We start from the raw sequence: 19,738 nt of genomic DNA on the forward strand, positions 1-19,738 counted from the left end.
ATTTGAAGGCGACCCTGGAAGCCATCGCCGCCGGTCACCCGGCCAGAAGGATCGACGAGCTGCTACCTTGGAACTTCACCCCGTCAAGCTGAACAGGCGTGGGGTGGCGACAGCGCTTACAGACAATCGTGGTGTTGGCCGGGATCGGTCTGACGCAATGGATGGGCTGGTGGTGGGCCGACCCGGTCGCGGCGCTTCTGATCGTGCCCTACGTTGCGTGGGAAGCGTTTGAGGCCACCAAGGATGCGCGGTCGGTCGAGCCGGAGGAGGCCGACGCTACTGCCGACGCCTGACGTTGCGCATGATGAACCGGGATTTAGGCATGGGCGGCAGTTCTTCGGTTTCCAGATCCAGATCCTGATCTGGCACTTCGTAGTCGATGGCGTTCACGAAGAAACTGCAAAACGCCTTCATCTGGCTGATCGCGATCCACTCGCCCGGACAACGGTGGTTCCTGTGGTGATCACCACCGCCCTGCGGAATGAAGTCGTAGGGGGTGACCTCCCGATCGTGAAACCGCTCGGGCCGGAACTCTTGCGGCGCGTCCCACGAGCGAGCGTCGGTATTTGTGCCGTAGAGGTCGAGCAGAACCCTGTACCCTTTGGAAAAGCGATATCCGCGCCACTCGAAATCACTCTTCACCCGTGCCGCGACCGCGGGAAAGAACGGATACAGACGGCGGACCTCTTGCACGAAAGGTTCGAGCTGTCCCTCGTCGTCCTTCAGCTTTTGCCGCCACTCGGGATGCCGATGCAGGGCATGCGCCGCCTGGGCGATGAACGCAGAGACGGCGACGATCGGGCGTACTACGTTCAGAAGCTCCACGGCGGCAACCTTGGAGGTCAGCAGCTCCCCATTCAGATCGCGCCACGTCGCGACGACATGGGCGGCGCTTTCCTGTCCTGTCTGAAGGCTTCCGTCGCGCAGCCGTTCAATAATCCCGGCTGTCCAACGCTCTGCGCGATGCCGCGCCAGACGCGCACCCCAGTGCTTCCAGCCGACCGCCCCCGCGTCTTGGAAGAGCGCCGTCATCTGCGCCGTCCGCGTCTCGACCTCCGCTTCGGGAAGCGGCACGCCCGACCAGGCGCAGGCAGCTCTGGTGAGGATTTCGCGCACTTCGTCGTAGAGAACGACCTTCTCCGCCGCTTGCCAGTCCCGTGCGTAGCGGTCCAACAGGTCCCGCGTCGTGTTTTCGAGAGCTTCGATCCGCTCCGACGCCATGAGTGACATAAACATCCGCTTCCGATGACGGTGGGCCTCGCCATCGAGCCCCTGGATGCCCTTTTCGCCGAGCAGGGTTCTCTGGATACGCTTCGGCATCGAGCCTGCGCGCACGAGCCCATCCTCGGAATAGAAGACCTCCGCAGCTGCGGCACCAGTCATGCAGATCGTCTTTTGAAAGAGGATGCGGGTCTCGAACAGGTCGCCCTCAAGATCGCGGCATGTGTCCGGAATGAACTCATATGGGTTGCGCAGCAGGGCAAGCGTGCTGTCGATGCCCTTTGCGGATGGAATGCTGGACATCGATTATTTCCCCGTAACGTTTTCTTCTCGGTGGTTACGTTCGGGCTTGTTCTGCGCCGAGCGGAAGCTGTCCCAGAACAGCAGGGCCGCACCGCAGAAAATCGCCACATCCGCAAGATTGAAGGACGGCCAGTGGTATGTTCCGTAATGGAAATCCAGAAAATCCGGGACGGCCTGATAACGCAGCCGGTCGAGGACATTGCCGAGCGCGCCGCCGATGATCAGACCGAGAGCGGCAGCCGTCAGCCTGTCCGGCGCGCGCCACAACCAGATCAGCAGCCATGCCACGATCACGCCAGCAAGCGCGATGAGACCCCACCAAGGCACGATCCCGCCCAGCATACCGAAGCTGACTCCATCGTTCAGAACCCGCACGAGATTGAGAAAGGGTAGAACCTCGACGCCGCGCTCAAGCGCCGGTGTGTTCAGCGCAAGCGCCTTGGTACCCTGATCGAGGCCGAACGCCGCGATCGCGCAGAGCCCGCCCAGAACGCGGCTGTTCATGCCGCTGCCTTCAGATCGGCCCGCGCATCGCGGATGATTGCCCAAGACGAGTGCAGGAACAGTCCGGCGATGCCGAAGGCGACGATGAGGTCCGGCCAGGCGCTGCCCAGCCACGCCACGAGACCGGCGGCAACGACAACCGCCGCATTGCCGATGGCGTCGTTGCGCGAGAATAGCCAGACGGCCCGCATGTTCGCGTCGCCCTTGCGGAACCGCAGCAGCGGCAGAACGGAGATGACGTTGACGACAAGGGCGATCATGCCAAGCAGGCCCATTAGACCTGCATCCGGCGTCGTCCGTTCGAAGACTCGCACGATGGTCGTGCCGAAGACGCCAAGGCCGAGCAGGCCGAGGAAGATGCCTTGGATCAAGGCCGACCGTGCCCGCCAGGCGAGGCTCCAGCCGATGGCCAGCAGGCCAAGGAAGGTGATCGCGCCGTCGCCGATGAAATCGAGCGCATCGGCCTTCACGGCCTGTGACCCGGCGATGAACCCGCCGATCATTTCAACGACACCGTAACCCACGTTCAGGATCACGACGATCCAGAGCGCGCGTCGGTAGGCCGGGTCCTGATGGGCGGGATTCGGCGGAATGTCTCCATCGCCTTCGATCCGGTCGAAGCCGTAGCCGGTCACCGCAACGGCCTTTTCGATGTCCGGCAGGCGCGCTTCGGGGGCGCTCAGTGTCATGATGTGCGTCGCCGCCGACACCTTCACATCGTCAGCCGCGACTCCGGCCGACTGCGCCGCCCGCTCGATCTGCGCGGCATCCTTCGCGCAGTCCATACCGGAAACCCGGTAACGGACGGGCGGAACATCTGCCGTCGGTCCGGCACTTTCGGTGTTGGCCATGGTCGCGCTATTCCTGCTAGAATGAATTGAAGAACAACGTATCAGCGAGGAGTAATATGGCCCAAATCGTCGATGACCGCAAGAGCGCGACCATCGAGCGACGGGCGAAGCTGTTCCGCGGCTTCGCGGACCCGAGCCGCCTGGCCATCCTCGGTGCACTTTGCAACGAGCCATTGGCGGTTCACGAGATCGTCGAGCGGACCGAACTATCGCAACCCAACGTCTCCAACCATCTGAGGTGCCTGCTGGACTGCGGGCTTGTCGCCAGCGACCGCGAAGGGCGCTTCATCCGTTACCGTATCAGCAACCCGCGCATCACGGTCCTTCTGAACGATGTGGACGCACTTCTCGACGTGGTCGCAAAGGGTGTTGAGGCGTGTGACAATTATCGTGAGGCGTGAGTCAGAACGGACGGCCGGTCGACTCGGCGCAGATCGGTTGGAAAGATGTTGTCCGTGTGCAGGGTCCGACCGGAATCCTGCTGAGGTTCGACAAGCTGGCTTCGGAAGAGACACCATTCATGTATCACTGCCACATCCTCGAACACGAGGATGCGGGCATGATGGGGCAGTTTACGGTCACATAACAGGACCCCACCCGCTCGACACCGGGCGTCGTCAAGAGCTTACGTCTTCTTGCGGCGTTCTATCAGGTGCCGGTGTCGCCTTGTTGAAACGCATTACGGAGTATGTCTAGACCCGAACGGAGAACACCTCGCTAAGCTGCGGGTCCGCCGAAGCGGCCGTCCAGTCGCTCGGCAGCATTCGTCAAAAAGGGCTCGAAGCTGCCATTTTCTGCGTTGCGGAAGAGCATAGGTCATGCTGCCTCAGCGCCCTCCCCTGCCCTGCACGCCTCCGATCTGGCGATCAGATAGTCGCAGGCCCGCTGCGCGTCCGCGGCGTGCCGGAAGATTGCGCCCTTGTCCGACCGAAGAACGCGCAACCAGTTGTGGAGGTAGGCGGCATTCATCTCGAGCGTATGCGCGGTAAAGCCCAGCGTCTGACCCAGGAACACCGAGGTCAATTCCGCGACGATCTCCTCGCGAGCATAGGACGTGTTGCCAAACTTCGAGAACCCGAAATCGCGGTTCAGCCGATGGGGGGCTTTTGTGGCATGGGCCAGCTCATGGGCCCAGACCCCGTAGAAATTGCGCGGGTCCTGAAACCGCGTGATGGACGGCATGTAGACCTTGTCCACGGGGGGCAAATAGTACGCCTCCGTGCCCGTGAAGACGGTTGTGATGTCGATGGCATCGAAAAACGCTTGCATGTGCGGGATGGGCTCGGACGGCGGATGCTCGGGCACGGGCTCCGGGTCAGGGTAGAAACTGTCGGGCAAGCCCTCGATCTGGCAGGCATTGAACACGCGGTAGGATTTCTGGAAGCGGAAGATGCGGGCTTCCTCGGAGTGATCATCCCCGCTGCTACGGTCGTCCTCGCCATCGGCGTCTTTCCGGCTTTGGCCGTAGTAGACAACGACAGAGGACTTCTCGCCTTTGCGCACCTTCGCGTCCAAGGCATTGGTCTGAGGCAGCGTCATCCAGAAGGGCGAGCTGTGGCCCGCCATCACGGTGCGCATCGTCAGCAGGAAGTTGTTGACCCCCTGGTAGGGCTCACCCCCCACGCGCAGGGGGCGAGAGCTGCCGCCTGCGGTCCAGGGCTTTCGCCAGGGCAGGACGCCGCGCTCGATGATGCGGATGATTTCGTTTGTGATGACCTCTGAGGCATCGAATTTGGGCGTACGGGATCGGGCCATGGCTGGCCTCCTTTTCGAGTTTTGGTGAGAGGGAGTGGTGACTAGGTTGACCGACAGGGGCGCGGATCGTTGGCGATCCCGGCACCGAGGGCTTCGACCATGTCGATGTAGGTGGCCAGCGACACGGACTTGCCGGGACCCGAAGAGTGAGGGTCGACCGATCCGTCCCGCACCACCCGCGGCAGGTTCGCGAAGGCAATCACATCGGTGACGGGTCGGATATCGATGAACGGCGTGCCACGTGCGACCGCAAGAGTGGCCAAGGGAAAGCGCTCGATCGGCGCGAAGGTCAACACGGTGGTCCAACCGAGATGGAGGAATGTCCCACCCTCCCCGCAGATCACATGCGCGTTTGGCAATGACGCCGCCTGCTTCAGATAGCCGAGATCACGCAGGACGGTCTGGCGTTCGAGCAGCTGTGCCAGCGCCCTCTGGCCAGTTCGGCGCAGCTCTCTATGCCGCCACCAGGAGGCGGCGGTTGCGCGGAGCACGCGCAAGACACCTGATTGCATAGGAATGCCCTTCATCCGGAACGGCAGACCGGAACCCGGCCCGGACCCATCTGAGGGACCCCAAAGGCCCTCATCCGTCAGTCACAAAACCCGAAGAACACTTTCTCTTTTTCCGGCCCCTTTGGGCACACAACAAAACCGAAAAGCCCGGCCCTTCTGCCGAAGCCATTGATTTCATGCAGCAATTCCAGATCGGCAGGCAAGATCGGCAACGCATATCGGCAAAACCTTGCTTGAAAGTACGAAATGTGTTTATTTTTCAGATACTTTGCAAACATGGAAGATCGGCAAAATGCTGGAAAAACCCGCCAGGATCGAACCCTGCTTCTTCGAGGAGCATATTCCTACAGAACTGGCAGACCTTTCGGTCGACATCCAGAGGGAAGCCACCGGGCTGGGACAAGGGTTGCATCCTGACAGCGCAGCTGAGCTTGCCGATCTCGTCCGTGTGATGAACTGCTATTACTCCAACCTGATCGAAGGACACAACACGCGCCCCCGCGATATCGAAAGGGCGCTGGCTGGTGCCGAGCTTGAGGAAGAAACCCGTCCCCTCGCCCTTGAGGCCCGGGCGCACGTCATCGTTCAACGGGCCATCGACGAGATGCATCGCAAGGGCACCCTGCCCCGCCCCACATCCGTCGAATTCCTGACTTGGGTCCATAAGAGCTTCTACGACGAGATGCCGAATGAGTTTCGGGTCATCGAACATCCCGACGGCACACAAGAGCCCATCGTTCCGGGACGCATGCGCCAGGATGATGATCGGGAAGTTGCGGTCGGGCGCCACCTACCTCCTTCATCGTCGCGCGTCGCGGCATTCATGGACCACTTCGACAAACGATTTCAGATTGCGGCGCGGTCTTCGAGCGGACGGATCATTGCGATCGCCTCTGCGCATCACCGGCTCAACTACATCCACCCTTTCCCGGATGGTAACGGCCGTGTCAGCAGACTGATGTCTCATGCCATGGCCCTCACAGCGGGGATTGGTGGCCAAGGGCTCTGGTCCGTATCACGTGGGCTGGCCCGCGGGCTAACCGATCGGGGCGAGTACAAACGGATGATGGATCTGGCCGACAGTCCACGCCGCGGAGACCGCGACGGACGGGGGAACCTGTCAGAAGCGGCACTGAAGACGTTTAGTGAATGGTTCCTAAAGGTGACGCTCGACCAGATCAGCTTCTCAGCAAGATTGTTCGATCTCGGCGGATTGGACCAACGGTATCGTCGTCTTGTTGCAGATACCATCGATGACAAGCGAGCGCCGGAACTAATCTCGGCGGTTCTTCGTCATGGGGCACTGGAACGAGGCGATGCGCAGATTGTGCTCAAGACGTCCGAGCGTACTGCTCGCAACACGCTGAGTAAACTGACCGCCGCCGGATACATGACGTCCGTCTCGCCGAAGACGCCGGTTCGGTTGGCGTTTCCGTTGGATTATCGAGAGCGGCTCTTTCCAAACCTCTTTGGAGACGGTGACATGCCCGTGTGACTGGCAACCGAAGCACCCTGTTTCTGGCCAAGTCCGCGAGCGCTGCCTCTGACCGTGTTGGAAAGAAGTTCACAGCTGTGAACTATCCCGAGCTATCCTACTTGTCAGCCGAGTTCACAGCTGTGAACTCATCATGCAGCATCCCGCCGCATCAAGGCCATGATCATCGGACCGCAGGAGAACTCCCCAATTGCTGCCTTTGAAGATAGGGTTCTCAAGTAGCCTCCAGGTGATCGGATATCCGCAAACCGTTCAAGCATTGCAACGATCACAACAGACGCTTCTTCGGGACCCATATAGCGTTTCGCCTCGTCCCACGCGGACGGGGAAATACCCATCATGGGCCTGACCACATCAGCTACACGGACCAGATCGTGCCAGTGGCGAACAGGCTGCTCGGAATAAGCTTTGAATTCCTGACAGGAGGCGAGGACGAGACCAAGCGGTATATTCGGCATCAGTTGATCGTCAGTAATTGCCGTTGGGTTCGCCTCATCTTCAGAACACAGAGGGCTATCGGCAACTTCTGGAATATCGCGCGCAACGCCTCCGCGCCGCGCTTTTTCTAAGCGAGGTTCAAGATCATAAGAGTCTTTATTTGAATTCTGATAGTGCTGCTCAGAAACAGCATCATTGGTGCTCATATTTTCTGTTTCACAGCCATCCAGAAGGTTTCTGGCGTGATCTAAGGCTGACCCCAAAGAGTCTTCGATGCGCCTAAGGTCTTCCATTTCGAGTTTTCTGCGAAGATCTCGGGCCATTAGGGCCGCAAGATCAGAGAATTGGTCCCAGACGCCCTGATCCGGACGAAGTGAGCGCCCGTACTCGGCCAGCCCTGCGAGGTCACGCCGCATGAGGCTCACAGTGGTACGTAGGCGCTTGTACCGCTCTTCTGCGGCCCGGACGGTCTCAGCGGCCTCACAAACCTCCTGGAAGCGTCGAACGAGCGGAGAGAGGTCGAACCCAAACGCAACCTTTTCGTCGCCGTAGCGGCGGGCATAGCGCTTCCCATTGGGGCTATCGCGCCGGACAACAAAGCCAGTCTGCACAAGGTTGGAGAGGTGGCGCCGCATCGTCGAGCAGGGCATGCCGTTCAGGCGCTCGCAAATCGCCTTGTTGGACGGATGTACAATCAATTCGCTGTCATTGCCTCCGAGAATTGTCGCTTGGTGAAAGCTGACCAGCGCCTGAAGCACCGTCAAATCCCGATCGGACAAGCCGAACGCGACTCGAGCGGCAGCGAGCTCCCTCAGGACCTCCCACTTGTTGGCGCCGACTGGGGGCAGGTCTTCCTGGGTCGCTGCCTGATGTTTCAGGATGGCAGCATCTATCGTTCGCCGGAACGGCGTTACGGGCGTGTAGTCCATTTTGTCATTCACGAAGACAAAAATATCCCGGTCCGCGAATCACTTTGGACTTGCGGAAAATAGCTCCGGACACTACCTTGAAGGTGCTAGAAACAAGTTAGGGTCTCGTGGAGTGGTCGCTTTGCGGGACCTTTTCTTTTGCCTTTTCGTGCCTCCTTCTTTGATTTCTGCTCTTCCTCAGTCTTCCGACCGCTGCTTCCAGCGTTCGTGAAGGTCTTCAATCATGTCATGCACTTGCGTCTCGACCCAATCGGCGAAGTCTCCATCCGCCAACTCGATCGATAGGCCCTTGGCAGTGCGTTTGACCGTGCCGCCGCGTTTGCCGCCGATCTTCAGCGGGACGCTGGAAGGTGGGGCAGGGGAGGGCGACTTGGCCGGTTTAATCGCCTTGGTCACAGCCTTTTCTACGGCCAGGAACGTTTGGATGGACGGGTCATTGGTAGAGGCAATGTCATCCACCACCATGGAGGTCTCGGCATTTTCACGTGCCTCTTTCGCGATCCCGATAAGGTCCTCGCGGTCCAGACCATTCTCGTCGATGGCCCGACCAAGGGATTCCCATCGGGGTCGGCCAATGCCATGGGCGGCGCCAATGGCGCGTACCAGATCCGGCCCGACCATGTCCGCGATCGCGATCGCCATAGATATGGACGACTTCGTGACGGTAAGAATTTCTGCAACCTGAGATTGATTTCCGAAGCCGGACGACACAAGGTCCTTTGCGAACAGGGCCTTTTCAATAAAAGACAAATCGCGCCGACCCATGTTCTCCGAAATCTGAGCACGCAGAGCGCTGTCGTCATCCAGGTTGGTGACTAACGCGCGAACCTTGGTAACCTTATCGGACTGACGGATCGCCTCCAGCCTGCGTCGCCCATAGACCAAAAGGTAGCGATCATCTTCACCCGGCGCACGTCGCACGAGGATCGGAACAGTCTGACCGTTCGCCTCAATCGCATCGCGCAAATCCATTACATCGGCCAGGTCAAGCCGGTCCGCCATACGCCCGTCTTCGATGCTCGCCGGGTCCAGTTCCCAAACATGATGGGAATCGACCGCGTCGCGGGCGGACCGAAGGGCGCGATTCGAGGTCATCATCGGTGTCACAGCACCTGTCTGAGGGGCAGGGGAGGGGGCCCCAGCTGCCGCGAGACTGTCCAGCATTGACATGCGCTTCTTCTTGCCACTGGTCATGTGCGCCCCCAGGTTTTCTGGATTAGGTCGGCGATCTCGTCATTTAGCGTATTCAGGCTCTCAATCGCGCGATCATAGGTGGAACGCGTGAACGCGCTGCGTTCCACTTCATAAAGTGTCTGCTTGGTCAGGCCCGCATCTGAGATGGCTGTAGACTTCAACATGGGCGAATTCAGCACGGCTTCGCCGTACATTGTTCGCAGGAAAGCCACGATGCGGTTCTGCGGCGCATCCTGCGGCTCGTAGCGGGTCAAAACATAGCGCATCCAGTCATGAGACATGTCAGCGCCGCTCTCGGCAATCACGTCCATGAGGTCGGCTGTCATGCGGAGGAATTGCGACATGGACATCACATCGAGCATCTCTGGATGGATGGTCACCAGAACGCCCGTGGCCGCGGACAGGGCGGACATGGTCAGAAAGCCAAGCTGCGGCGGGCAATCTATGACGACCACGTCGTAGTCCTCATCGACCTGGGCCAGCGCCTCCTTCACGCGGAAGAAGAAAAGTCCGGCATTGCCCTGCGCCAGCGCGCGCGGGGTGTCGTGCTCGAACTCCATCAATTCGAGGTTGCCGGGGATCAAGTCCAAATTGGGGATATAGGTCTTGCGGATGACCGACCGGATCGGCTCCGGGTCCTCATAGCGGATCGCATCGTAGAGAGTGCCGCCATCTTCGAGGTCCAATTCCGGCTGAACGCCGTGCAGCGCGGTGAAGGAAGCTTGTGGGTCAAGATCAATGCCCAGCACACGATATCCGCGCAGGGCAAGCCGTTGGGCGAGATGGGCAGAGGTTGTTGTTTTTCCGGACCCGCCCTTGAAATTCATCACGCCGATGACCTGAAGATGATCACCCTCTCGTCGTCCGGGAACGTAATCGCCCGGCTTGCGAGCGGTTTTTTCAAGGAGCACACGCAGCGCTTGGATATCCTGCGCCGAGTAAAGACGACGGTTGCCGGCGGTCAGCTCGGGAGAAGGCCCTTTGCCATCCAAGTTGAGTTTGCGAAGATAGGAATCGTTTACGCCGAGCAGCGCCGCAGCCTCACCAGAGGTGAATTTGCGCATGGTCTTCTCGGCATCGGGTGGAAACAGGCTCTCACGTTGCGAATGCAACTGGTTCGCCAGCCATTCCGAATGCTGGCGGATCACCGCGTTGAGATCCTCATGCACAAAGGTATTATCCATCTGCCCTCTCGCTTCCGAGACATCGCGTCTTTGGCGTGTTCACGGAAATTGACGTTTTTTGCCTCGTTTCCGTGACTATTGGCGCAAGAGTCGGATTCGCGCAAGGTTTTTCCACATCTAGTGGGCGGGTCGTCACCGAACACAAGGCTGTTAGGCTTCCTGCTGCATGGTGTAACGCACCGCATCTCACGAAAAGGGACAGGGGAGAACTCTTGTCGGAGGGCTCCAGCATGGCTTTGAGCGCACCAGAGCTTGCCTTTTGGCAGTTCTGGATATACATTATTGGATGTTTATCCATGCATGAGAGGACAAGATGCAAGTTGCCAAATGGGGAAACTCCCTTGCCGTCCGGCTACCCGCGGATCTTGTGAGAGAACTCGGCTTAAAGGAAGGCGATCAGGTCGACCTGGTAAAGGACGATGGAACCATTCTTGTGAGACGCCAACCTCGCGCCGATGAAGTTCTACAAGGGCTAAGGCGGTTTCGCGGAAAACTGCCCAAGGACGCGCGTCTAAGCCGCGACGCCGCGCATGAGCGCTGAATTCGCAGACACGAATGTTGTGCTCTACCTGCTCGACGATGGTCCAAAGGCTGAGAGGGCGGAGGAAATTCTGGGGCAGGGACCCCGGATCAGCGTTCAGGTCCTGAACGAAGCGATGGTAAATTGCCGACGGAAAGCTGGTCTCAGTTGGGAAGATACCGGAGCGTTTCTTGAGGGTATTAAGTCCTTATGCCCTGTCGAGGACCTCACGATTCAAACCCATCAAGTGGGTCGCGCGTTGGCAGCGAAGTACCAGTTATCGGTCTATGACTCGATGATCGTGTCTGCCGCGCTGATCGCTGGGTGCACGACGTTATGGACTGAGGACATGCACGACGGATTGCTGGTCGAAGATCGGCTGCGCGTCGTCAATCCATTTGCCTGACCAGCAACCCAAGTCGCTCCGCCCGTTCCAACAGCATCCTGACGGAGGACGGTTGCCAGCTTGTACGTCCCCGTGGAGTCCGCTCACGCATGGATTCCAATCGGTCGCAGATCGCCTGTAGCGTGATATCGGGGTCCGAACCTTTGATGGCCGCCACGATGGCAGGCAGGCGATCGTCGGTTTCGCGGCGTCCGGCGCGGCCAAGCACTTCATCGGGCAGAAACCCGTCGCGCACATATGCCTTTACGGCGCGAAGCAAGCGGCTTTGCGTCCAGCGTCGATCATGGGGCAGGGGGCCATTGATAATCTGCAAGACGTCTTCCCAAGCCATATCGGGGCGCAAGCGGCGCACATGGGGTACCCAATCCTGCGCGGTCTCGTTCAGGCGCTCCATGTAGCCGTCCTGTCGCGCCAGCCGCACCTTGCGCAGCGCGACGGGATCCTTGGCGCTTAGCCCAGGATTGCCACCAACGCGACCCTTGGCGCGCGCAGAGGCAAGCCCGGCCTTTGTGCGTTCGCGGATCAGAGCGCGTTCGAACTCGGCTGCGGCGCCCAGAACCTGCAGCGTAAACTTGCCCTGCGGTGAGGACGTGTCGATCGGGTCTTGCAGGGAGCGGAAGAAGGCACCCTTCGCCTCCAGACTCTCGATCACCTCGAGAAGATGCGACAAGGACCGCGCAAGCCGGTCGATCCGCACGACGACCAGCGTGTCGCCGATCTGAACGCGTTCGAGAACGCGCGCAAGCACTGGCCGCGCGCGATTGCCGCCTGAGGCGTGTTCTTCGAAGATTTCGACGCATCCCGCGATTTGCAGGGCCTCAGACTGGGGCAGGGGTGTCTGATCCTCTGTCGATACGCGCGCATAGCCAATCAGGGGCATGAAATCCGGCCGTTTGCAATTTAAGATATCTCCAATAAACGACCGTTTGTAAACGAATGCAAGCAAGCGTTCTTTCGTCGTGCTAGCGCACAATCCCTTGGTTTCCTTGCACTGAGCGCGATCTGAGAGGTTCCGCCGGCAGTCGCGCGCGCGTACTATATAAAGGGCGCAAGCAACTGCCGTAAAATCGCTTGGGTAATGTGCAAAAAGTCAGTATTTTGAACATATGAAGACGCAAGCATTTACTTTTGATGATGATTTCGACGACCCCCTTGTCACAATCGAGCGGGATGAAGAGGCTAACGAAAACGATCTCTGGTTTCTGCCTGGGCCACTCGAAGAAGAACCGAATAATTTGCCTCCAGGGCCACGGGCGGAACCGCCCGACACTGCTGTCATCGACGACTGGGCAAAGGCAGAGGGGGTTCACGCTGCGCGACTGGCAAGAGTGGCTGGACGCCTGGGAGCTCTGGATGACCGGCTGCTGCGCGGTCCGGAAGGCTGGCGGCACCGGCTCGCGCTGATTGAGGCGGCAGACCTAAGTTGGTTCGCAGGAGATCGGGTGAGTTCTGACCGTCTGGCTCTCTGGATATCAATGCGGCTCTCGGGCGCGCAGGATGATCCGGAAGCGCTGGCGAGGGTTGGATGGGCTGTTCGGCGCCTGACAGGCAGTCCCGGACCGAAGGTTGACTTGGCGGCCTTCCTGGATCGCCGCGATCCCGAAAACATTGAAGACAGCGCTGAGCGGCTCAAAGATCGCGCGGGCGGATGGCTGGACGTCATGGCAGCCGCAGCCGATCTCCACCCAATCACGCGGGCTTGCATGGGCTTTCATCTCTGGAGCCTGGCGGGCCTCGGACACCACGGCTACCAGATCGAAGCCGCCGTCACCGCGTCCAGGATCGCGGTTGACGGTGGAAGCGGTGCCATATTTGCACCGCTCGCTATGGGCGGGGCAGGGGGGCTGCGCGCCTCTGGCTTGCCGTTTGAGCGGTTGGACCGCTGGCTGGATGGCATGGACAGCGCCATTTTGACTGCGATGCGTCATCTGGATGGTATCGAAGTATGGGGGGGTCGCGCGAAGAGTGCGATGGCGCAACTGTCGGGTCGTACACCAGTAGCATTGCATGAAGTCCTCACGGAATGGCCTTTGACCTCCGCTCCTATGGCCGAGGCTTTGACCGGTGCGAGCCGGGCTGCTGTGCAACGCAATCTGGCCCGGTTGGAAGGAAAGGGCTTGATACGCGAGATGACAGGGCAGGGGCGCTTTAGAATGTGGCGGATCGACATCTAGGTGCTTTGGCAAACCCTATGTCAACCCGACCTTGCGGGTAAGCAGCCATTCGTTCTGCGTGCAGAGAACGCCAGCAAAGAGTCCACTTTGACCAATGTGCCGCGGTGTACGAATGTCCGGATCAGCGATGTCGGGAGCGCCTGTGTCCAGTCGCGTTCACGTTCTGCGGCTCAGAAGTGCGTTGCCCAGCGAGGATGGCTTTCATCGATTACCAGGGCATGGCTGTGCGTGCGATGCCCTTTCAGGTGGGGATGATCGAGTGGCAGGTTGCTATGCGTGTGTTCAAGCTCTACGGGATCGCCGGATGGCCAAAGCTTCAGCGCAGCAAGCATTCCGCTGGCGGCGAGAAGCGCCAGTCCGCTCAGCGCGGGAACGACGCCGTAAACCGTCAGCAGCCAGCCCGACAGTGGATAGGTCATCAGCCAGCATGCGTGCGACAGCGCGAATTGCGCCGCGAACAGTGCGGGGCAATCCCCGGCATGGGCGGACCGGCGCAGCAACCGGCCAGACGGGGTGAGGGCGGCAGAATATCCGAGACCCACCAGCAACCAAGCCCCCAGAAGGACGGACCAGCCAAGACCGGCCGTCAGAACCGTCACGCCCAGCCCCAGCAATGTCGCGACCATCAGTGCGGCACCGCCGAACATCACGGGCCGGTCCGGTAGCGCATCCAGAACGCGCGGGAGGACCAGCGCTGCCGTCATGGAGCCCGCACCGAAGGCAAACACTGTCCAGGCCAGCGCGCTTTCCGATAGGCCGAGCGATCCGCGCACCAGAACGACGGTATTGACCAGCACCATCGCCCCGGCCGCCGCTGCCGCAAGGTTTAGCGCAAGAAGGCCGCGCAGACGGGGCGTGGCCAGATAGATGCGGATGCCGCGTGTGGTCCGGTCGTAGATACCTCGCGGCTCCGACGGTTTCGGGTTGGGCAGGAGGACAGAGACCACCAGCAGCGCCGAGGCGGCGAAACCCGCAACCGTGCCGAGGAAAAGCGAATTGTAGGACATCACCGAGAGCAGAAGGGCCGCCAGCGTTGGACTGACGATGTTTTCCAGATCGTAGGCCAGCCGCGACAGAGACAACGCGCGGGTATAGAGCGCTTCCTCGGGTAGAACGTCCGGGATCGTCGCCTGAAAGGTTGGGGTGAAGGCAGCGGAGGCCGATTGCAGCAGGAAGATCAGAACGTGGACCTGCCAGACCTCGGTCACGAAAGGGAGGGCCAGCGCAACACCGGCACGCACCAGATCGAGTGTCACCAGAAGTGCGCGGCGTGGCACCCAGTCGGCGAAGGCCCCGGCGATGGGTGCGATGCCCACATAGGCCACCATCTTGATCGTGAAGACGGTGCCGAGGACGAGCCCCGCGCGATCCCCCGCAAGGTCGTAGGCCAGAAGCCCGAGGGCGACCGTCGCCAACCCGGTTCCCAGAAGCGCTAGGGCTTGCGCCAGAAACAGATGGCGGTAGGTGCGGTCGGAGAGAACATCGAGCATGGCGGGCCTCAGAGGTAACGTGCGATCGTCCGCAGTTCGGCGCGATCGGCCTCCGAGCCTTCGGTGTCGAGGCAATGGTCCATGTGGTCGTGAATCAGCGCCCGCTTGGCATTGGTGATGGCCTTTTCGACCGCCTGCATCTGTTGCGCGATCTCAAGGCACGGCTTGCCCGCCTCGATCATCTCGATCACGGCGCGTAGGTGGCCGTCAGCGCGTTTCAGCCGGGTGACAAGAGCGGGATGACTTGCATGGACTGGGGAAGTTGTCATAAGAACGAGTTATCCTCCCCAGGGGGATAAAACAAGGTGGTGCCACGACGCGCCACGAAAGAGACAAGCGGGCAGTCAGAGTTGATGACAACCTCACGGACAATCGGAAAGGTCGTATTCACAACGCTTCTCTGCGCGGCCGTACTTTTCTGGTCGGTTATGCCCACAACCTCGCACGCGCCTGCGATCCTCGACGTGCTTCAGGAGCACGCGGAAATGATTGCCGAGCACGGGCATTCGCATGGTCTGGAAGAAGACTTGGCTTGGGCCATGCACGGACACAGCCATGACAGGGTTGACCACGATCACAGTCAGGCGGTCGTGCCTGGCCCCGATCTGTCGCCGCATCCCATGGAGATCTACAGGACGGCTTGGCGGCTGGGTTCAGCCACGTCAAACCCTTTGCGGATATACCTGATCGAACGACCTCCGCGCACTTGATCGACCGCGCGCCGTCAGCGCGTTCCACACGATCATCAAACACACATACGGAGTTCAATCCATGACTACAGCCCATCGGGGCTGGACCGATCTCGGCATACGCCGGATCGTGATCCTGTCCTTAATAACGCTGTCGGCACTTGTTCTGAGTGCAGGCCACGCGTTTGCCCACAATGTCACCGAAGGTGACGCGGGCTACATCCAGGAAATCTGGGGGGTGAACATCATTCCCTTCATGTATCTCGGTGCCAAACACATGGTGACGGGATACGATCACATCCTGTTCCTGCTCGGTGTCGTCTTCTTCCTTTATAAAATGAAGGACGTGGGCATCTATGTCAGCCTCTTCGCCCTCGGACACTCGACCACGATGCTGGCAGGCGTCTGGTTCGGTTGGGGCATCAACGCCTATATCATTGACGCGATCATTGGCCTCTCGGTCGTTTACAAGGCGCTCGACAATCTGGGTGCCTACCAGCGCTGGTTCGGCGTACAGCCGAACACTAAGGCCGCGACGCTGATCTTCGGCTTTTTCCACGGCACGGGTCTGGCCACCAAGATACTCGACTACGAAATCGCGTCAGACGGGCTGCTGGCCAATCTCCTGGCGTTCAACGTGGGCGTCGAGCTTGGCCAGTTGATGGCACTTGCCGTGATCCTCATCGTCATGGGCTATTGGCGGAAATCCCCAAACTTCTTCCGCCAGGCTTACACCGCCAACGTCGTCATGATGTCCATGGGCTTCATCCTCATGGGCCTGCAAATCACCGGCTACTTCGTAGCTGCCTAAGAATCTAGGAGACAAAAATGTTCAATGCAGAAAAACCCAGCCTCGATGAGCTGCCGAGCTCCGCGCAGCTCATCCGTTCCACCGCCATTGCGGCGGCCAGCGCGGTCGTGATCCTTGTGACCGTGGTGCTTCCCGCCGAATACAACATCGACCCGACAGGGCTCGGCGGAGCAATCGGTCTGGCCGAGATGGGCGAGATCAAGACCCAGCTCGCAGGAGAGGCCGAGGCTGACAGGCTGATGGAGCTTGAAGGACAGGAGCAGTCGAGCCTGATGAACGACATCTTCGGGCTTTTTGTCGGCGCGGCACACGCACAGGAAGCCGAAGTCTGGCGCGACGAAATCACATTCACTCTGGCACCCGGTGATAGTGCCGAATGGAAGCTGGTGATGGAAGAAGGCCAGTCTGTGGAATACCGGATTATTGTCGAAGGCGGTCGGGTGAACTTCGACATGCATGGCCATGGCGGCGGCAACTCGATCACCTATGAGAAAGGCCGCGGCTCCACTGGAGACGAAGGCGAGATCATCGCCGCTTTCGACGGTGAGCACGGCTGGTTCTGGCGCAACCGCGACAGCTCTGATACGACCGTTACCGTTCAGGTGCGCGGCGAATACGCCGAGTTTAAGGACGCCAGTTAAGCTCAGGGGCTACCATTGCCACATCGCGCAGAGTTGGTGGCCTCTATTGGTTCAGGCGGGCGGCCAGTTCTGCGCGAACAAGGCCGCCGCCTTTGAGAGGATATCGCACTCTTGATGCAGCTGTTTGTTCTCACGGCGAAGTCGGCGCTATTCGTCCCGTTCTTCGCTGTTCAGGATATCGGCACGCCTTCCGCAATCCCGCTCCGGCTGCCTGATCCCTGTGTGGACGGTCGCGACGCAGGGCTCGATTTCCTCCGCAGTTCGTCCGGCTCAATGCAACTCGACGCTCTGATCCTGGAAAGCCGCCGGATACGGGTTTCTTGTTCGCGGCATCAGAACACCTCTCCACTTCAGTAACAGGATGTCCACAAAACCGGGGGAAATCTACCATCTGAACGATTGGCCCGCTGGTTAGACCGGGCTAACAGCGCAATTCTAACGGCGGGCTTTGTTGCACAAATCGGGGTTTGAGCAGAGTTTCCCTTTCCCCAGACGGACTTATCCTACGGGCTCAGTGACAGGTATGCCAAGAGCTGTGTAGCGGTTGAGCACCGCGATCCGGACTTGGAGTTCGGCCACCTGCCGGTCGAAGTCTCGGGCCATAAGGCCTTGGCCAAGAAGTTTGACGCAGTTCATCTTCGTTTCTGCGCGGCTGCGGCGGTGATACCCAGTCAATTTCCTCCAGAGCGCCCGGCCAAGGTACTTGCAGGCCCTTACGGCTTCGTTTCTCGCCACGGCACCCGCCGTGGTTGGCTTCCAAAGTTGGGCATTCTTGCGCGGTGGGATGATGGCAGCGGCTCCCCGAGCGGCAATCACATTGTGGCATCTGCGCGTGTCATAGGCCCCATCGGCAGTGACCGTGGCGATGTCTTGATCCGGTGGGATTTGCTCCAGCAGGTCAGGCAACATCGGCGCGTCGCCGACATTGCTTGTGGTGACCCCGACTGCGCGGATCTCCAGTGTTTCCTCGTCCATACCGAGGTGAAGCTTGCGCCACAGGCGCTTCTTTGGGCCGCCATGCTTGCGCGCATTCCATTCGCCTTCACCTTCGGCCTTGATCCCGGTCGCATCAATCAACAGATGGAGAGGCCCCGACCCGCCACGATAAGGGATGGCGACGTTCAGCGTCTTCTGGCGGCGACACAGAGTGCTGAAGTCGGGAACTTTCCAGTCAAGCCCAGCCAAACGCAGCAGGCTTTCGACGAAGCCCGTTGTCTGCCTCAAGGGCATGCCGAACAGTACCTTCATCGTCAAACAAACCTGGATCGCTGCGTCGCTGAAATCGGGTTGACGCCCCCGCTTGCCTGTCGGCGGCGCTTACCACGACATCTCGGGATCAAACCAGATTGATAGCGAACCGCGCTGCTTCAGCGCCGTGTTGTACGAAGGCCAGTTCCTGGTCTTGTACTTCGTAGGGGACCAACTGCTCATGCACCGTTGCTACCCCACTGGATTCACACAGTGAATCCCTTACACCATTTGTGCAACAAAGCCTCGCTGAAGTATCCTCTTTTCATCGACAGTCTTCTCAGTCCGAGAGCAGGCTCACTTGAAATCGAGGAAGTTTGATACGAGAAGGTCAATATCGCGCAGAATCTGAGTCTTCCTTTTCCAGCACAGATGCAGATTGTTTCCTAGATCAACATGCGACCGACGGTTGATACAGTCGGATTGAACCGCCCCTTCCGTTCAGAAGGGGCGGTTTCGCGTTAAAACATCAGACGCGTCCCAAAAACAATAGAGGTAACGCCGTTTTCTTCTCCGCTTGCACGAATAAGATCAGCCGTCCCACCGAAGGACTTTTCGTAGTTAACCCCTATGTAAGGTGAGAAGGAACGATCAATCAAATCATAGCTCAGCCGCAGCCCAGCTTCGATTGTTGCACCACCCGAAGCTTGATCATAAGCAAGATCATCCTCAAGGGGAACCGTTACTTCGATGCTAGGTGTCAAGATGAGTCGATTGGTAATTAGACCCTCATACTCCGCCTCAAATCGAAAGAACGAATGATCGGACAAAAAGAAGTCAGCATCAACCTCTAGGAAACCAGGAGCAAGACCTTTAAGGCCTAGCACCGCATTATACCGATCCGGTAATCCGTCGGGTGTACTTGCCTGAACACCGACAACGCCGTCAAAGAAAGTCGAAATCGGGAACTGTAGCCGCAGCTGGTTTTCCAAGCCTTCGAAGTCGCCAGACCCTTCCACGATTTCAGCTTCGCTCCGCCAAACGAACTTCAACTCGTCTGTTCCAACGACGAAATCGAAATCCCAGACAAAGACGTTTTCGCCGTTGTCACCGTCTCGATATTCGAACTGCTCCGCCTGAAACCCGTAGATGAGCGGTTCGGCTTGAGCCGTCGAAGCGGCTGCAAGCATCATGCCTGCAGCGCTAGCTATCTTTATGTTTTGCATTGATCTTTTCCTTCGTATTCGAGGCACTTATGCCGGTCGGCCGCGCACCACGACTTTGCGGAACATGCCAGCATCAGCGTGGTATGAGAGTAAGCGCCGTCTCAACCCCACATTGCTGCTAATGGCTTCGGCTGCGATGTGATCTCCATCTCATGATGGGGAGTGCGTTTCGCAATGTGCGCTACAAATTCGTTTCTCAAATCTCTG

General features: G+C 59.4%; 24 protein-coding genes and 1 pseudogene. 12 read left to right on the forward strand and 13 right to left on the reverse strand.

Features of this window, described 5'->3' with window-relative positions; all coding sequences use genetic code 11:
- Both SM763_RS22285 and SM763_RS22290 read left to right on the forward strand, forming a co-directional pair.
- The coding region (locus SM763_RS22285; protein ID WP_490363289.1) for a transposase domain-containing protein at nucleotides 1–92 on the forward strand (92 nt) is incomplete at its 5' end.
- Between the two features lie 42 nt (nucleotides 93–134).
- On the forward strand, nucleotides 135–293 hold the full coding sequence (locus tag SM763_RS22290; protein ID WP_368999796.1) for a hypothetical protein: 159 nt from the start codon (nucleotides 135–137) through the stop codon (nucleotides 291–293).
- Here the strand turns inward: SM763_RS22290 and SM763_RS22295 are convergent.
- From SM763_RS22295 to SM763_RS22305, 3 genes are read right to left on the reverse strand one after another with little or no spacing between them, the layout of a single operon-like run.
- On the reverse strand, nucleotides 277–1,524 hold the full coding sequence (locus tag SM763_RS22295) for a cytochrome P450 (protein ID WP_047998166.1): 1,248 nt from the start codon (nucleotides 1,522–1,524) through the stop codon (nucleotides 277–279). The genes SM763_RS22290 and SM763_RS22295 overlap by 17 nt on opposite strands.
- A 3-nt stretch (nucleotides 1,525–1,527) precedes the next feature.
- Nucleotides 1,528–2,028, reverse strand: a complete 501-nt coding sequence (gene lspA, locus SM763_RS22300) for a signal peptidase II (protein ID WP_009807499.1) — start codon at nucleotides 2,026–2,028, stop codon at nucleotides 1,528–1,530.
- A complete protein-coding gene (locus tag SM763_RS22305; RefSeq protein WP_368999797.1) occupies nucleotides 2,025–2,879 on the reverse strand; it encodes a cation efflux transmembrane domain-containing protein in 855 nt (284 codons plus the stop codon). The genes lspA and SM763_RS22305 overlap by 4 nt, the downstream gene beginning before the upstream one ends.
- Before the next feature lie 56 nt (nucleotides 2,880–2,935).
- On the opposite strand from SM763_RS22305, the gene SM763_RS22310 reads away from it, so the two are divergent.
- Both SM763_RS22310 and SM763_RS22315 read left to right on the forward strand, forming a co-directional pair.
- Nucleotides 2,936–3,280: an ArsR/SmtB family transcription factor gene (locus SM763_RS22310; RefSeq protein ID WP_036708219.1), complete on the forward strand. Its 345-nt coding sequence runs from the start codon at nucleotides 2,936–2,938 to the stop codon at nucleotides 3,278–3,280.
- Nucleotides 3,277–3,465: a multicopper oxidase domain-containing protein gene (locus SM763_RS22315; protein WP_035746442.1), complete on the forward strand. Its 189-nt coding sequence runs from the start codon at nucleotides 3,277–3,279 to the stop codon at nucleotides 3,463–3,465. The genes SM763_RS22310 and SM763_RS22315 overlap by 4 nt, the downstream gene beginning before the upstream one ends.
- Before the next feature lie 230 nt (nucleotides 3,466–3,695).
- On the opposite strand, the gene SM763_RS22320 is transcribed toward SM763_RS22315, so the two are convergent.
- Together SM763_RS22320 and SM763_RS22325 are read right to left on the reverse strand one after the other, a co-directional pair.
- A complete protein-coding gene (locus SM763_RS22320; protein ID WP_368999798.1) occupies nucleotides 3,696–4,634 on the reverse strand; it encodes an ArdC family protein in 939 nt (312 codons plus the stop codon).
- A gap of 41 nt (nucleotides 4,635–4,675) precedes the next feature.
- Nucleotides 4,676–5,161: a hypothetical protein gene (locus tag SM763_RS22325; protein ID WP_490363304.1), complete on the reverse strand. Its 486-nt coding sequence runs from the start codon at nucleotides 5,159–5,161 to the stop codon at nucleotides 4,676–4,678.
- A gap of 277 nt (nucleotides 5,162–5,438) precedes the next feature.
- On the opposite strand from SM763_RS22325, the gene SM763_RS22330 reads away from it, so the two are divergent.
- Nucleotides 5,439–6,641 (forward strand): Fic family protein, encoded by a 1,203-nt coding sequence (locus SM763_RS22330; protein WP_368999808.1) that lies wholly within the window; start codon nucleotides 5,439–5,441, stop codon nucleotides 6,639–6,641.
- A gap of 131 nt (nucleotides 6,642–6,772) precedes the next feature.
- On the opposite strand, the gene repC is transcribed toward SM763_RS22330, so the two are convergent.
- From repC to repA, 3 genes are all read right to left on the reverse strand, one after another.
- The gene (gene repC, locus SM763_RS22335; RefSeq protein WP_347510609.1) at nucleotides 6,773–8,008 is read right to left on the reverse strand and encodes a plasmid replication protein RepC; all 1,236 of its coding nucleotides are present in this window, start codon (nucleotides 8,006–8,008) and stop codon (nucleotides 6,773–6,775) included.
- Between the two features lie 177 nt (nucleotides 8,009–8,185).
- Nucleotides 8,186–9,202 carry a plasmid partitioning protein RepB gene (gene repB, locus SM763_RS22340; RefSeq protein ID WP_347510608.1) on the reverse strand — a complete coding sequence of 339 codons (1,017 nt, stop codon included), beginning with the start codon at nucleotides 9,200–9,202 and terminating at the stop codon, nucleotides 8,186–8,188.
- Entirely contained in the window at nucleotides 9,199–10,386 is a 1,188-nt protein-coding gene (gene repA, locus SM763_RS22345) for a plasmid partitioning protein RepA (RefSeq protein ID WP_027263652.1), read from the reverse strand. Before repA ends, repB begins: the two co-directional genes overlap by 4 nt.
- Before the next feature lie 313 nt (nucleotides 10,387–10,699).
- Here repA and SM763_RS22350 point away from each other — a divergent pair, with 313 nt between their 5' ends.
- Nucleotides 10,700–10,927: an AbrB/MazE/SpoVT family DNA-binding domain-containing protein gene (locus SM763_RS22350; protein WP_009815510.1), complete on the forward strand. Its 228-nt coding sequence runs from the start codon at nucleotides 10,700–10,702 to the stop codon at nucleotides 10,925–10,927.
- Nucleotides 10,917–11,312 carry a PIN domain-containing protein gene (locus tag SM763_RS22355; RefSeq protein WP_017467198.1) on the forward strand — a complete coding sequence of 132 codons (396 nt, stop codon included), beginning with the start codon at nucleotides 10,917–10,919 and terminating at the stop codon, nucleotides 11,310–11,312. The genes SM763_RS22350 and SM763_RS22355 overlap by 11 nt, the downstream gene beginning before the upstream one ends.
- Here SM763_RS22355 and SM763_RS22360 read toward each other — a convergent pair.
- A complete protein-coding gene (locus tag SM763_RS22360) occupies nucleotides 11,296–12,192 on the reverse strand; it encodes a recombinase family protein (RefSeq protein ID WP_027263653.1) in 897 nt (298 codons plus the stop codon). The genes SM763_RS22355 and SM763_RS22360 overlap by 17 nt on opposite strands.
- A gap of 226 nt (nucleotides 12,193–12,418) precedes the next feature.
- Between SM763_RS22360 and SM763_RS22365 the strand changes: the two genes are divergently transcribed.
- Nucleotides 12,419–13,486 carry a hypothetical protein gene (locus SM763_RS22365; protein WP_368999800.1) on the forward strand — a complete coding sequence of 356 codons (1,068 nt, stop codon included), beginning with the start codon at nucleotides 12,419–12,421 and terminating at the stop codon, nucleotides 13,484–13,486.
- A gap of 170 nt (nucleotides 13,487–13,656) precedes the next feature.
- On the opposite strand, the gene SM763_RS22370 is transcribed toward SM763_RS22365, so the two are convergent.
- Nucleotides 13,657–14,976 (reverse strand): MFS transporter, encoded by a 1,320-nt coding sequence (locus tag SM763_RS22370; RefSeq protein ID WP_368999801.1) that lies wholly within the window; start codon nucleotides 14,974–14,976, stop codon nucleotides 13,657–13,659.
- An 8-nt stretch (nucleotides 14,977–14,984) separates the two neighbouring features.
- Nucleotides 14,985–15,245 carry a metal-sensing transcriptional repressor gene (locus SM763_RS22375; protein WP_368999802.1) on the reverse strand — a complete coding sequence of 87 codons (261 nt, stop codon included), beginning with the start codon at nucleotides 15,243–15,245 and terminating at the stop codon, nucleotides 14,985–14,987.
- A 159-nt stretch (nucleotides 15,246–15,404) separates the two neighbouring features.
- Between SM763_RS22375 and SM763_RS22380 the strand changes: the two genes are divergently transcribed.
- From SM763_RS22380 to SM763_RS22395, 4 genes are all read left to right on the forward strand, one after another.
- On the forward strand, nucleotides 15,405–15,686 hold the full coding sequence (locus SM763_RS22380) for a hypothetical protein (RefSeq protein ID WP_368999803.1): 282 nt from the start codon (nucleotides 15,405–15,407) through the stop codon (nucleotides 15,684–15,686).
- Nucleotides 15,687–15,747: 61 nt separating this feature from the next.
- Nucleotides 15,748–16,476, forward strand: coding sequence for a HupE/UreJ family protein (locus SM763_RS22385; RefSeq protein WP_368999804.1), 729 nt, complete (start codon nucleotides 15,748–15,750; stop codon nucleotides 16,474–16,476).
- 17 nt (nucleotides 16,477–16,493) lie between these two features.
- Nucleotides 16,494–17,117, forward strand: coding sequence for a transmembrane anchor protein (locus tag SM763_RS22390; RefSeq protein ID WP_368999805.1), 624 nt, complete (start codon nucleotides 16,494–16,496; stop codon nucleotides 17,115–17,117).
- Between the two features lie 114 nt (nucleotides 17,118–17,231).
- Nucleotides 17,232–17,474 carry a hypothetical protein gene (locus tag SM763_RS22395; RefSeq protein ID WP_368999806.1) on the forward strand — a complete coding sequence of 81 codons (243 nt, stop codon included), beginning with the start codon at nucleotides 17,232–17,234 and terminating at the stop codon, nucleotides 17,472–17,474.
- 141 nt (nucleotides 17,475–17,615) lie between these two features.
- On the opposite strand, the pseudogene SM763_RS22400 reads toward SM763_RS22395, so the two are convergent.
- Nucleotides 17,616–18,548, reverse strand: a pseudogene (locus SM763_RS22400) (IS5 family transposase).
- A gap of 278 nt (nucleotides 18,549–18,826) precedes the next feature.
- Nucleotides 18,827–19,531 (reverse strand): copper resistance protein B, encoded by a 705-nt coding sequence (locus tag SM763_RS22405; RefSeq protein ID WP_368999807.1) that lies wholly within the window; start codon nucleotides 19,529–19,531, stop codon nucleotides 18,827–18,829.
- Nucleotides 19,532–19,738: the final 207 nt, after the last annotated feature.

Source organism: Pseudophaeobacter sp. C1-32P7, assembly GCF_041008775.1.
In the GTDB taxonomy this organism is placed as follows: domain Bacteria; phylum Pseudomonadota; class Alphaproteobacteria; order Rhodobacterales; family Rhodobacteraceae; genus Phycobacter; species Phycobacter gallaeciensis_A.

Bases quoted from the DNA above. Each gene is read 5' to 3' on its own strand.
- SM763_RS22295 (WP_047998166.1), bottom strand. From the start codon at position 1,524: ATGTCCAGCATTCCATCCGCAAAGGGCATCGACAGCACGCTTGCCCTG.
- lspA (WP_009807499.1), bottom strand. From the start codon at position 2,028: ATGAACAGCCGCGTTCTGGGCGGGCTCTGCGCGATCGCGGCGTTCGGC.
- SM763_RS22305 (WP_368999797.1), bottom strand. From the start codon at position 2,879: ATGGCCAACACCGAAAGTGCCGGACCGACGGCAGATGTTCCGCCCGTC.
- SM763_RS22310 (WP_036708219.1), top strand. From the start codon at position 2,936: ATGGCCCAAATCGTCGATGACCGCAAGAGCGCGACCATCGAGCGACGG.
- SM763_RS22320 (WP_368999798.1), bottom strand. From the start codon at position 4,634: ATGGCCCGATCCCGTACGCCCAAATTCGATGCCTCAGAGGTCATCACA.
- SM763_RS22325 (WP_490363304.1), bottom strand. From the start codon at position 5,161: ATGAAGGGCATTCCTATGCAATCAGGTGTCTTGCGCGTGCTCCGCGCA.
- SM763_RS22330 (WP_368999808.1), top strand. From the start codon at position 5,439: ATGCTGGAAAAACCCGCCAGGATCGAACCCTGCTTCTTCGAGGAGCAT.
- repC (WP_347510609.1), bottom strand. From the start codon at position 8,008: ATGGACTACACGCCCGTAACGCCGTTCCGGCGAACGATAGATGCTGCC.
- repB (WP_347510608.1), bottom strand. From the start codon at position 9,202: ATGACCAGTGGCAAGAAGAAGCGCATGTCAATGCTGGACAGTCTCGCG.
- repA (WP_027263652.1), bottom strand. From the start codon at position 10,386: ATGGATAATACCTTTGTGCATGAGGATCTCAACGCGGTGATCCGCCAG.
- SM763_RS22350 (WP_009815510.1), top strand. From the start codon at position 10,700: ATGCAAGTTGCCAAATGGGGAAACTCCCTTGCCGTCCGGCTACCCGCG.
- SM763_RS22355 (WP_017467198.1), top strand. From the start codon at position 10,917: ATGAGCGCTGAATTCGCAGACACGAATGTTGTGCTCTACCTGCTCGAC.
- SM763_RS22360 (WP_027263653.1), bottom strand. From the start codon at position 12,192: ATGCCCCTGATTGGCTATGCGCGCGTATCGACAGAGGATCAGACACCC.
- SM763_RS22365 (WP_368999800.1), top strand. From the start codon at position 12,419: ATGAAGACGCAAGCATTTACTTTTGATGATGATTTCGACGACCCCCTT.
- SM763_RS22370 (WP_368999801.1), bottom strand. From the start codon at position 14,976: ATGCTCGATGTTCTCTCCGACCGCACCTACCGCCATCTGTTTCTGGCG.
- SM763_RS22375 (WP_368999802.1), bottom strand. From the start codon at position 15,245: ATGACAACTTCCCCAGTCCATGCAAGTCATCCCGCTCTTGTCACCCGG.
- SM763_RS22380 (WP_368999803.1), top strand. From the start codon at position 15,405: ATGCCCACAACCTCGCACGCGCCTGCGATCCTCGACGTGCTTCAGGAG.
- SM763_RS22385 (WP_368999804.1), top strand. From the start codon at position 15,748: ATGACTACAGCCCATCGGGGCTGGACCGATCTCGGCATACGCCGGATC.
- SM763_RS22390 (WP_368999805.1), top strand. From the start codon at position 16,494: ATGTTCAATGCAGAAAAACCCAGCCTCGATGAGCTGCCGAGCTCCGCG.
- SM763_RS22395 (WP_368999806.1), top strand. From the start codon at position 17,232: ATGCAGCTGTTTGTTCTCACGGCGAAGTCGGCGCTATTCGTCCCGTTC.
- SM763_RS22405 (WP_368999807.1), bottom strand. From the start codon at position 19,531: ATGCAAAACATAAAGATAGCTAGCGCTGCAGGCATGATGCTTGCAGCC.